The sequence below is a fragment of the Streptomyces sp. NPDC015171 genome (assembly GCF_043079545.1).
Lineage (GTDB): Bacteria > Actinomycetota > Actinomycetes > Streptomycetales > Streptomycetaceae > Streptomyces.
This window is the reverse complement of record NZ_JBIBUO010000002.1, coordinates 365833-377078: the sequence shown is the minus strand read 5'-3', so window position 1 is coordinate 377078 and position 11246 is coordinate 365833. Positions and strand designations below refer to the sequence as shown.

The window sequence follows — 11246 nt, the reverse complement described above, 5'->3', positions numbered from 1 at the left end:
CGTCCGGGTCGTCCAGCAGGGCGAGCGCGGCCTCGCGGAGCCGCTCGGCGGTGGCCTCCTCGGCGGGCAGGTGCCGGGCGAGCGCGGGTGGGGCGGTGTAGCTGACCCGGTGGCCCCGGGCGACGAGTTCGCGGATCACCTCCAGGCTGGGGCTCACGTGCCCGTGGGCGGCGATGGAGAACATGGCGATACGAGCAGGACGGGTCACGACTCCGAGACCAGACGAGACGTCGCGTCTCGTTCAATGGATTATCGGTCGTCCGCGATACGTCAGCGCTGGTAGCGGGCCAGCACCCGATTGCCGTCCCGCTCCAGCCGGCCACGCAGTTCGGCGAGGCCGATCGCGCCGCTGTAGTACTCCTGGTAGGCCGGGGTGGCCACCTTGTCCTTCCACTCCGCATAGCCGCGCACGGACTGCGCGGGCGCCGGCCGGAGCCCGGCCGCGAGGGCGGTGCCGGTCGCCCAGCCGTTCTCCGCGGTGTGCAGGGCCGGGTCCTTCAGCGCCTCGGTGCCGGTGGGCAGCATCCAGTCGCCGAGGGCGAGGCGGACCATGTTCCTCGGCCGCAGCAGGAAGTCGATGAAGGCGACCGCCTCCTTCTTGTGCGGGCAGTCGGCGGAGACGGACAGCGTCTGCGGGCTGACGCCCTGGGCAAGCCCCTCCGCGCCCGCCGGGGCCGGCAGCACCTCCCAGTGGAAGCCCTCCGGGGCCTGCTGCGCGATCTGCTGACGGTAGGAGAAGCCCAGCGGGACCATCGCGTACCGGCCGCCGAAGAAGCCGGGCAGGGTGTCCGAGCCGCCGCTGCCGAGCGTCGACGCGGGGGCGCTGCGGTCGAGGGCGACCTGGTCGTGGACGGTACGGGGCACGACCGCGTCGCCCTCGGTGAAGCGGACGGTGACCTTGCCGTCCGCGCCCCGGTGGAAGAGCCGGCCGCCCGTCGCGAGGGACAGGTTGAGCGTGGCCGAGACGGGCTCCTTCAGCGGCCAGGCCACGCCGTATCTGCCGGGCCCGCTGAGCCGCTTGGCGACCTGCCGGAACTCCGGCCAGGTCCACGGGTGCCGCGGCGTCGGTATGCGTACCTTCGCCGCGCGCAGCAGGTCGGCGTTCGCGATCAGCACCCGGGGCTCCTGGAGGAACGGCACGCCGTAGACCCCCCGCCCGAAGGTGGCCGTCTCCCAGCCGGCACGCGGGATGTCGGAGCCGAGCCGGGCGGGCAGCAGGCCGGTCAGGTCGGCGAGGTAGCCGCCGAGGGCGAAGTCGGCCAGGTCGTCGGAGGCGTCATGGATGACGTCCGGGGCCTCGCCGCCCTCGAAGGAGGTGAGCAGCTGGTCGTGCACACTGTCCCAACTGCCTTGGATGTACTCGACCTTGACGTCCGGATGCGCCGCGTTCCATTCCTGCACGAGTTCCTTGTTGACGGTGACGGACTCCTGCTGCCAGGCCAGCGACTGGAAGCGCAGCGTGACCGGGCCGCCGCGGTGTCCCGGCGACGAGCAGCCGGCCAGAAGCAGCAGGAGCACGAGCGCCTTGGCGAGGTTCCGCATCAGCTCTTCACCGCCCCGGCGAGCAGCCCGCCCGTGATCCGCCGCTGGACCAGCGCGAAGACGGCGACGGAGGGCAGGGTGGCGAGGAACGCGGCCGCGGCGAGCGGACCGAGGTCGGCCACGCCCTCGGCGCCGATGAAGTGGGTGAGGACGACCGGAAGGGTCTGTCTGTCCGGGCTCTTGAGCAGCACCAGCGCGAAGAAGAACTCGTTCCACGCGGTGACGAACGCGAACAGGGCCGTCGCCGCGATGCCGGGCGCGAGCAGCGGCGCCGTCACCGACACGAGGGTCCTCAGGCGCCCGGCCCCGTCGACGGCCGCCGCCTCCTCCAGTTCCGCGGGCACCGCCCGGACATGGCCCACGAGCATCCACAGCGCGAACGGCAGCGCCCACACCACGTACACCAGCACCAGTCCGATCAGGGAGTCGATCAGCCGCAGGTTCTTCAGCACCAGGAACAGCGGGATGATCACCAGTACGAAGGGGAACGCCTGGCTCACCACCACCCACCCCGTGGCGGCCCGGGCCAGCCGGCCGCGGTGCCGGGCCATGACATAGGCCATCGGGGTGGCCACCAGCACGGCGGCGACGGCGGTGCCGAGCGCCACCAGCAGGGAGTTGAGGGCCGCGTGCGCCAGCGGCTGCTCGGCGAACGCCTGCCGTACGTTGGCCAGGGTGGGGTGGTGCGGGATCCAGGCCGGGTGCAGGCTGCCCAGCTCACGCGGGGTCTTCAGCGCGGTGGACAGCAGCCAGAGGAACGGGAAGGCCAGGAAGAGCAGATAGCCGAGCAGGGCGGCGTACTGTCCGGCGCGTGCCGCGCGGCGGGTCCTCATGCGGTGTCACCGCCCCGCAGCCGGCCGGCCAGGAACACGGCGAGCAGGATCGAGACCGCCGCGACGAGCACGCAGCCCATCGCCGCCGCGTAGCCGAACTGGCCGTACCGGAAGGCCTCCTCGTAGGCGAACAGCATCGGCAGCCGGGTCTTGCCGCCGGGTCCGCCGTTCGTGAGCACATAGACCAGGGCGAAGGAGTTGAGGTTCCAGATGAGGTTGAGCGAGGTGATGGCCAGGGCAACCGGTCTGAGCGCGGGCCAGGTGACCGCGCGGAAGCGGCGCCAGGCGCCCGCGCCGTCGACGGCCGCCGCCTCGTGGAGTTCGCGCGGGACGTTCTGCAGCCCGGCGAGCAGGGCCACCGTGGTCTGCGGCAGGCCCGCCCAGACGCCGACCGCGATGACCGCGGGCAGCGCGGTGGCCAGGCCGCTCAGCCAGTCCCGGCCGGTGCCGAGTCCCAGGTCGCGCAGGGTCTCGTTGAGGACGCCCGCGTCCGGGTTGTAGACGAGCCGCCACATGATGCCGACGACGACCTCGGGCATCGCCCAGGGCACGATCGCGAGGGCCCGGGCCAGGCCGCGCAGGCGCAGGTCCGCGTTGAGCAGCAGGGCAAGGCCGAGCGCCAGCAGGAACTGCGGCACGGTCACCCCGACCGCCCAGACCAGTCCGATCCGGAACGACTCCCAGAACAGTGTGTCGTGCAGCAGGTCCCGGAAGTTGAGGGCGCCGATCCACCGGGTGGCGGCCGTGCGCCCCGACTGGGCGTCGGTGAAGGCCAGCAGGATGCCGTAGAGCAGGGGGCCGACACTGAGCACGAGGATCGGGACGAGGGCGGGCAGGACCAGGAACCAGGCGCCGTGATCGGCCATCCGGCGGCCTGCGGGCCGCCGCGCTCCCGTCACCGCTGTCCGCGCTTCGGCCGCTGATGTCATGGAATCGGCCCCTTTGCCTGCTCTGGTTGGCGTGTTCATGGTCGTGAAGGCCCGGTGCCGCGTCAAGGGACCGCGCACGTCGGCCCACCTGTGCGAATGCGAGACTGACCGGACACGGCCCGCGGCCCGCACCCGCGGCGGCCCCGCGAACGGCACGGGACGACGGCACGGAGGAACGACGATGGACGAGGCGCGCGCCCGGGACGTACTGGCCGCGGCGGACGTGCTGCCCGACCGGGGCCGCGGCGCGCGGCTCCTGGCCCTCGGCGAGAACGCCGTGTTCGCCGCCGGCGACCTGGTGGTCAAGGTGGGCCGGGACGCCGAGCTGCTGGCCCGGGCCGAGCGCGAGCTGGCCGTCGCCGGATGGCTGGCCGAGGCCGGCGTGCCGGCGGTGCGGGCGGCCGGCCCCGAGCCGCTGCTGGTGGACGGCCACCCGGTGACGGTATGGCACCGGCTGCCGGATCCCGTGCGGCCCGCCGAGCCGCGGGACCTGGCCGGACTGCTGCGCGTCGTGCACGCCCTGCCCTCTCCGTCCTTCACCCTGCCGCCCCGCGAGCTGCTGGGCGGTGTGGAGCGCTGGCTGAGGCTCGCGGGCGAGGCGATCGCCCCTGCGGACGCGGCCTATCTCCGCGCGCGCCGCGACGGTTTCGCGGCCGAGGCGGCCGTGCTGACGCCGCACCTGACGCCGGGACCGATCCACGGCGACGCGCTGCCCCGCAATGTGCACGTCGGGCCGGACGGGCCGGTCCTGGTCGACCTGGAGACCTTCGCCGCCGATCTGCGCGAGCACGACCTGGTGGTCATGGCCCTCTCCCGCGACCGGTACGGCATGCCCGCGCAGGCGTACGACTCCTTCACCGAGGCGTACGGCTGGGACGTGCGGGAGTGGGCCGGCTGTGCGGTGCTGCGCGGGGCGCGGGAGACCGCCAGTTGCGCCTGGGTGGCCCAGCACGCACCGTCCAACCCGAAGGCGCTGGCGGAGTTCGAGCGCCGGGTGGCGTCACTGCGGGACGGCGACGAGACGGTCCGCTGGTATCCGTTCTGAACCGGCCGGCGCGTCCGGCCGGGCGCCGCGGCGCCGCACCGGTCGCGGATCCGGACCGCCCGGTGGGTCCGCACCGGCGCGGCGGATCCGGAAGCCCAGCGGATCCGAACCGGCCCGCGGCTCCGCACCGGTCGCGCGTCCCGACCGGCCGGCGGACCCGGTCCGGCCCGGCGGCGGCGCCGGCTACGCGGGCCGGCTCGGGGTGAACTCCCGCAGCGGCCAGGTGCCGTCGACCACCGCGTCCGCCTCCCCCTTGCGGCGCAGGAAGCTCTGGAAGTCCGCCGCCCACCGTGCGTACCACTCGATCTGCCGGCGGTGCAGTTCCGCCGGGCCGAGGGACGCTATCTTCGGGTGGCGGTCGGCTATCGCGGCGGCCAGCCGGGCCGCGGCGAGGGCGTCGGCGGTGGCGTCGTGGGCCGCGTCGAGGACGATGCCGTACTCGCCGCAGACCGCCTCGAGGTTGCGCTTGCCGCGGCGGTAGCGGTCGACCCAGCGGTCGATGGTGTACGGGTCGATGACCGGCGCGGGCCGGGCGCCGCCCAGCCGGTCGGCCAGGGACGGCAGGCCGTGGCGGTGCAGTTCGGCGGTGAGCAGGCTGAGGTCGAAGGCCGCGTTGTAGGCGACGACCGGGACGCCCGCCGTCCAGTAGGACACCAGGACGTCCGCGATGGCGTCGGCCACCTGGTCGGCCGGGCGGCCCTCGGCCGCCGCGCGTTCGTTGCTGATGCCGTGCACCGCGACCGCGTCGGCCGGGATCTCCACGCCCGGATCGGCCAGCCATTCCCGGCGCCCCATGGGCTCGCCGGCCTTGACCTCGATCACGGCACCCGTGACGATGCGTGCCTCGCGCGGATCGGTCCCGGTGGTCTCCAGGTCGAAGCCGATCAGCAGCTCCTGGTGCCAGCCCATGGGCGGCCCCCCTTCTTGGTGGTGCTTTCCCCCAGTGGCTTCCACCATCGCACGCGGCACTGACAACGCGAGGACCGCGTTCCGCTCACCGCCGCGCCCGCATCAGGACACCGGCCGCGAGTCCGCCCAAGACAGATCGAATTCCTCGCGGTATATCGGGAAGAGCCCGGCTTCTTCCACCTTGTCCGACTTGACCACCTTGCTGCCATTGCGCAGCACCAGGACCGGCGACTCCATCCCCCGCGCCCCGCGCAGATAGGACTGCACCACGGCGACGCCGTCGGCGCCGTCGCCGTCGACCAGGTAGGCGGTGAAGCGGGGCGTCTCGTCGTACACCTGGATCTCGAAGGCGCCGGGGTCGCGCAGCCGGGACCGCACCCGGCGCATGTGCAGGATGTTCATCTCGACCGAGCGGCTCAGTTCGCCCCGCTTCATCCCCAGCTCCCGCTCACGGCGCTTGACCGAGCTGGAGGCCGGGTTGAGGAAGAGCAGCCGCACCCGGCAGCCGGACTCGGCGAGCCGGACCAGGCGCCGCCCGGAGAAGTTCTGCACCAGCAGGTTGAGGCCGATGCCGATGGCGTCGAGCCGGCGGGCGCCGCCGAAGATGTCCTCGGCCGGGAACTGGCGCAGCAGCCGCACCCGGTCGGAGTGGACGGCGACCACGTCGGCGTACCGGTCGCCGACCAGGTCCTCGACGGCGTCGACGGGCAGCCTGCGCGCCGAGGGCACGTCGCCGCCGGCGCCGAGCATCTCCAGCAGCCGGGCGGAGGCCCGCTCGGCCTGGCCGAGCACCGCCTCGGACAGGGCCCGGTTGCGGGAGACGACGTTGCGGGTCACCTCCAGCTCGTCCAGTGCGAGTTCGAGGTCCCGGCGCTCGTCGAAGTACGGCTCGAAGCACGGCCAGTGCTGCACCACCAGCTCGCGCAGCTGGGGCAGGGTGAGGAAGCTGAGCACGTTGTCGTCGGCCGGGTCGAGCAGGTAGCCCTTGCGGCGGCTGACCTCGCGGACGGCGACGGCCCGCTGCACCCACTCCTGGCCGGCCGGTCCCGCCGCGGCGACCACCCATTCGTCGCCGTGGACGGGCTCGTAGACGGGCCGCAGCACGGCGGCCACGACCGCGCGCAGCCGCTGTTCGACCAGGTTCAGCCAGATGTAGGCCCGGCCGGCCCGCTGGGCGCGGGTGTGCACCTCGCGCCAGGCGCCGGCGTCCCACTCCAGCTCCGGTCCGATGGAACCCGCGTCCATCGGCCGGGCCAGGGACACCGCGCCGGGCGGGACGTCAGTGGAGTTCCCCTCGTGACCCTCGTCACCAGGAGGCAGCTCCAGCCCTCCCGAGCCCACCCGCGCACCGCCTTCCGCTCCCCCGCGCCGTTCCCGTCTCAACGATCAAGGAAGGGTACTCCGCGAGCGGTCGGCGGTGCAGCCGGATGGACAGGTCGGTTTCCCGGGTGCTCCCGTCAACTACGCCATTCCCAGTGACCGTTCTGCCATGCCAGATCCTTGGGAGTGAGCGGATTCATAGCCGTGACGTCACGCGGGGCGATGGAGAAGCCCTGCCAGTGCACGGGCATGGGCTGCTGGTCCTCGTCCCGGGCGATGTGGTGGAAGCCGACGTTCATCCAGACCACGGGGTGGGTGAGGGTCTGGCCCGCTGCCCACTTGTCGACGGACTTCGGATGACCGCTCGCGCAGGCGGGGTTGTCGCTGGCGAACAGCTCGCACTTGTCGTACTCGGTCACGTACAGGTCGTGCTTGGTGAAGCTGCGGCCCGGGTACTTGGTGGTGGGCCCGGGGACCAGCTCGTACGAACGGGCGTGGCCGTCCTTGTTCTTGCCGGTCGCGCTGACCACCCGCCACCAGCGGTAGGTCTTGTAGTCGCCGGCGAACTCCTTGGTCATCTTGGTGCGGGTGGTCTTGGCGGTCGGGCCCTCCTGGCGGCCGGTGGGAGGGCTGACGGTCGAGTCGTACTGCTCGACCTTGGTCTTCGACGACCCGTCGAGGCCGAAGTCGAGGCGCCAGAAGACGTTGTGGCTGTGGCTGGTGGAGTAGTCCTTGGCACCCTTGCCGATGGGCCAGCCGCGGCCGTCCTGGGCGTTGTAGTCCTCCCAGGAGAGGCTGCCGGTCGCGCCGACGTTCATGCCGATCGTGCCGTCGTCCTGGAACCGCCACTCGGTGATGTACTCGTACCAGCCGACCTGGTTGACCGTGTAGATCAGGAGGTCCTTGCCCTGCTCCTGGTGGATCTTGTTGGTCTGGAAGTCGTGCATCCGGTAGGCGTGGCCGCGGGAACGGGTGGTCGTGCACAGGCCCTTGACGTTCGGGTGGCTCGGGTCGCCGTCCGGGACGCGGATGGTCTTGATGGTGCCGCCGGGGCACTCGGCGGGCGCCAGTTCCTGCAGTGACTGGGCGAAGCCCTGGCCCGTCAGGTCGTAGTACTCGTGCTTGCCGTCGTCGTACGGGACGTGGATCTGGCCGAGTCTGGCGCTGTTGAGCACCTTGATCGGCTTGGCCTCGCCCTTGGGCTGGTACGCGATGTCGTCCAGGACGAGGCCGGCCTTGCTGTCGTAGCGCCAGCACATCCGCCAGGTGGTGCCGGTGGAGAGCTTCTGTTCGATCGTGTAGGCGGCGCTGCAGCCGGGGACCGCGGCGGGGGCGGTATGCGGGCGGGCCGCGGCCGGGCCGGCGCTCATCGTCGCGCCGGCGGCCAGGGCGGCCAGGGACGCGCCGACGGCGGCGGTCCTGCGGGCGGCGCGGCCGGCGGCTCGCGGCCGGACGCCGCCGAAGAGGTGCTTTTCGGGCATGAAGAGGTGACTCCTTGCCGGAGGTTCGGGTGGGAAGGGCGGGCGGCTGCCCGTCAGCTGCGGTCGAGGGCGGCGGCCTTGCGGGCGCTCAGGTCGATGACCAGGTCCCTGGTGTCGATCCACGGGCCGTTCTTGACCTTGGAGAACAGCCGCACGCACCGGTGCACTCCGCAGTCGTCGAGCACCGCGGGCTGGGCGCCCGGCGCGGCGTGGTAGATGCCGCCGCTCAGCTCCAGCTGGTCCGACGAGGTGAGTTCCCTGCCGGTGGCGTCCTTGTAGTCCGCCTTCAGGCCCGCGCCCAGCGGGGCGGCGATCAGGATCCGGGCCGCCTCGGCGTTCTCGGCGCGGCTCGGCGGCGGCTGCACACCGCGCTGACTGCCGGTCTGCTCGACCTTCCCGGTGTTCAGGTTGACGGTCTTGGTGACGAGCGTGTCGTTCTTGTAGTCGTAGAAGGTCACGTCGGCCCGGCGCGGCGCGTTCGGGTCGTCCGCCTCGCCGGACTCGGGCTCGGCGAGGTCGACGCTCAGCCGCTGCGGCCCGCGCCCGCCGTCCACGTTCTCGGCCGCGGCCGACAGGTGTCCGGCCGCTGCGATCTTCTCGACCCGCCGCGTCTCGTCGTCGGTCAGCGGATCGCTGCCCGTGCCCCGCCGCCCCTCGGCCGGCGCCTCCTCGACGACACCGGGCGGTACGGCGTCCGGGCCCTGCCCGGTCTGCCGCGCGGCCCGTGTACCGCCGTCGGCCCCGCCCGATTCGTCCGCGCCCGCCGTGCCCGGCAGAGTGACCGCGACCATGGCGGCGGTCCCCGCCGCCGCCAGCGCCGCACCGGTCAGTACTTTGCCCAGATGGCGGTGGACTGTCTCGCGCACATCTTCCCCCTGCTCCCCCTGGTCCCCGGGAGTACGTTTCTGCCCCGCTGCTTCGGCGCGCGGCGGGTACCAGAACCGCCGCGCGCACTGGTCGATGGGTAAGAGGCGGTTCGCACCGCGGGAGGTTGCCTCACTTTCGGACAAGACTCGGGGCCCAAGGCGGCCCCAGGCGGACGGCACACCTGGGAGAGTCGTATCCATGCAGGTCTGGCCTGGAGAGGCGTATCCGCTCGGCGCCACCTACGACGGCGCCGGAACCAACTTCGCGGTCTTCACGGAGGCCGCGGACCGAGTAGAGCTGTGTCTGCTGCACGACGACGGCTCGGAGACGGCGGTGGAACTGCGGGAGAGCGACGCGTTCGTGCGGCACGCGTACCTGCCGGGCGTGATGCCGGGACAGCGCTACGGCTTCCGCGTGCACGGCCCGTACGACCCCGGGCGCGGGCTGCGCTGCAACTCGGCCAAGCTGCTGCTCGACCCGTACGCGAAGGCGGTCAGCGGTGCGGTCCGGTGGGGCGAGGAGGTCTACGGCTACCACTTCGACGCGCCGGACCGGCGCAACGACCTCGACTCGGCGCCGCACACCATGACCTCGGTGGTGATCAACCCGTACTTCGACTGGGGCGACGACCGCCCGCCGCGCACCGAGTACCACCACACCGTGATCTACGAGGCCCACGTCAAGGGCCTGACCATGCGTCACCCCGGCCTCCCCGAGGAGCTGCGCGGCACCTACGCGGCGCTCGCGCACCCGGCGGTCATCGAGCACCTGACGAAGCTGGGGGTGACCGCGCTCGAACTGATGCCGGTGCACCAGTTCGTGAACGACCACCGGCTGGCCGACATGGGCCTGAGCAACTACTGGGGCTACAACACCATCGGCTTCTTCGCCCCGCACAACGCGTACGCCTCCTGGGGCGACCGCGGCCAGCAGGTGCTGGAGTTCAAGTCGGCGGTCCGGGCGCTGCACGAGGCCGGGATCGAGGTGATCCTGGACGTGGTCTACAACCACACCGCCGAGGGCAACCATCTGGGCCCGACGCTGTCCTTCAAGGGCATCGACAACCCGTCGTACTACCGGCTCGCGGACGATCCCCGCTACTACACGGACACCACGGGCACCGGGAACTCGCTGCTCATGCGCTCCCCGCACGTGCTGCAGCTGATCATGGACTCGTTGCGGTACTGGGCCACCGAGATGCGGGTCGACGGCTTCCGGTTCGACCTCGCGGCCACTCTGGCGCGGCAGTTCCACGAGGTGGACCGGCTGTCGTCGTTCTTCGACCTGGTGCAGCAGGATCCGGTGGTCTCGCAGGTGAAGCTGATCGCCGAGCCGTGGGACGTGGGCGAGGGCGGCTACCAGGTGGGCAACTTCCCGCCGTTGTGGACCGAGTGGAACGGCAAGTACCGGGACACGGTCCGGGACCTGTGGCGCGGCGAGCCGCGCGCGCTCGCCGAGTTCGCCTCCCGGCTGACCGGCTCCTCCGACCTCTACCAGGACGACGGCCGCCGGCCGCTGGCCTCCGTCAACTTCGTCACCTGCCACGACGGTTTCACCCTGCACGACCTGGTGTCGTACAACGAGAAGCACAACAAGGCCAACGGCGAGGACGACCGGGACGGCGAGAGCCACAACCGGTCCTGGAACTGCGGGGCGGAGGGCGAGACCGACGACCCGGAGGTACTGCGGCTGCGCGCCCGGCAGATGCGGAACCTCATCGCCACGCTGATGCTGTCCCAGGGCGTGCCGATGATCAGCCACGGGGACGAGTTCGCGCGCACCCAGCGCGGCAACAACAACGCCTACTGCCAGGACAACGAGGTGGCGTGGCTGCGCTGGCCGGAGCCCTCGGAGAGCGATCTGCTGGAGTTCACGCGCGCGATGGTGTGGCTGCGCCGCGACCATCCCGTGCTGCGCCGGCGCCGCTTCTTCCACGGCCGTCCGGTGGAGGGCACCCATGGCGAGCTGTCGGACATCGCCTGGTTCACCCCCGAGGGCGCCGAGATGACCCAGAGGGACTGGAACTCGTCGCGGGCGTCCGCGCTGACCGTGTTCCTGAACGGCAACGCCATCTCCGAGCCCGGCCCGCGCGGGGAGCGCATCCGTGACGACTCCTTCCTGCTGATGTTCAACGCCTCCCCCGGGCCGCTGGACTTCCTGGTGCCGGCCGGCCACGGCCGGCAGTGGGAGGTGGTGGTCGACACGGCCCGCCCGGACGGGCTGCCGCCGGGGACAGGTGTGAAGGTGGCCGCCGGCGACCGTGTCCGCCTGCCGGACCGCAGTCTGACGGTGCTGCGGCGGCCGGAGCGCTGAGCCGCGG

9 protein-coding genes and 1 pseudogene are annotated in these 11246 nt (G+C 72.3%); 2 read left to right on the top strand and 8 right to left on the bottom strand.

Annotated features, from left to right (window positions below; genetic code table 11):
- Position 1 precedes the first annotated feature (1 nt).
- The 4 genes and pseudogenes from ACF073_RS06205 to ACF073_RS06190 form a co-directional block, all read right to left on the bottom strand.
- Positions 2–245 (bottom strand): annotated as a pseudogene (locus ACF073_RS06205) (macrolide-inactivating glycosyltransferase); the annotation flags it as partial.
- 25 nt (positions 246–270) lie between these two features.
- Positions 271–1542, bottom strand: coding sequence for an ABC transporter substrate-binding protein (locus ACF073_RS06200; RefSeq protein WP_392067172.1), 1272 nt, complete (start codon positions 1540–1542; stop codon positions 271–273).
- Positions 1542–2375 carry a carbohydrate ABC transporter permease gene (locus tag ACF073_RS06195; protein ID WP_392067171.1) on the bottom strand — a complete coding sequence of 278 codons (834 nt, stop codon included), beginning with the start codon at positions 2373–2375 and terminating at the stop codon, positions 1542–1544. The genes ACF073_RS06200 and ACF073_RS06195 overlap by 1 nt, the downstream gene beginning before the upstream one ends.
- Positions 2372–3304, bottom strand: coding sequence for a carbohydrate ABC transporter permease (locus tag ACF073_RS06190; protein WP_392067170.1), 933 nt, complete (start codon positions 3302–3304; stop codon positions 2372–2374). Before ACF073_RS06190 ends, ACF073_RS06195 begins: the two co-directional genes overlap by 4 nt.
- 181 nt (positions 3305–3485) lie before the next feature.
- On the opposite strand from ACF073_RS06190, the gene ACF073_RS06185 reads away from it, so the two are divergent.
- Positions 3486–4349, top strand: a complete 864-nt coding sequence (locus ACF073_RS06185; RefSeq protein WP_392067169.1) for a phosphotransferase enzyme family protein — start codon at positions 3486–3488, stop codon at positions 4347–4349.
- A 183-nt stretch (positions 4350–4532) separates the two neighbouring features.
- On the opposite strand, the gene ACF073_RS06180 is transcribed toward ACF073_RS06185, so the two are convergent.
- The 4 genes from ACF073_RS06180 to ACF073_RS06165 all read right to left on the bottom strand — a co-directional run bounded on the left by ACF073_RS06180 (position 4533) and on the right by ACF073_RS06165 (position 8925).
- Positions 4533–5258, bottom strand: a complete 726-nt coding sequence (locus ACF073_RS06180) for a 3'-5' exonuclease (protein ID WP_392067168.1) — start codon at positions 5256–5258, stop codon at positions 4533–4535.
- Positions 5259–5360: 102 nt separating this feature from the next.
- Positions 5361–6599 carry an SAV2148 family HEPN domain-containing protein gene (locus tag ACF073_RS06175; RefSeq protein WP_392067167.1) on the bottom strand — a complete coding sequence of 413 codons (1239 nt, stop codon included), beginning with the start codon at positions 6597–6599 and terminating at the stop codon, positions 5361–5363.
- 116 nt (positions 6600–6715) lie between these two features.
- The gene (locus ACF073_RS06170; RefSeq protein ID WP_392067166.1) at positions 6716–8059 is read right to left on the bottom strand and encodes a copper amine oxidase; all 1344 of its coding nucleotides are present in this window, start codon (positions 8057–8059) and stop codon (positions 6716–6718) included.
- A gap of 53 nt (positions 8060–8112) precedes the next feature.
- Complete coding sequence (locus ACF073_RS06165) at positions 8113–8925, bottom strand: Tat pathway signal sequence domain protein (protein WP_392067165.1); 813 nt, start codon at positions 8923–8925, stop codon at positions 8113–8115.
- A gap of 199 nt (positions 8926–9124) precedes the next feature.
- On the opposite strand from ACF073_RS06165, the gene glgX reads away from it, so the two are divergent.
- Positions 9125–11239: a glycogen debranching protein GlgX gene (gene glgX, locus ACF073_RS06160; protein ID WP_392067164.1), complete on the top strand. Its 2115-nt coding sequence runs from the start codon at positions 9125–9127 to the stop codon at positions 11237–11239.
- Positions 11240–11246 lie beyond the last annotated feature (7 nt).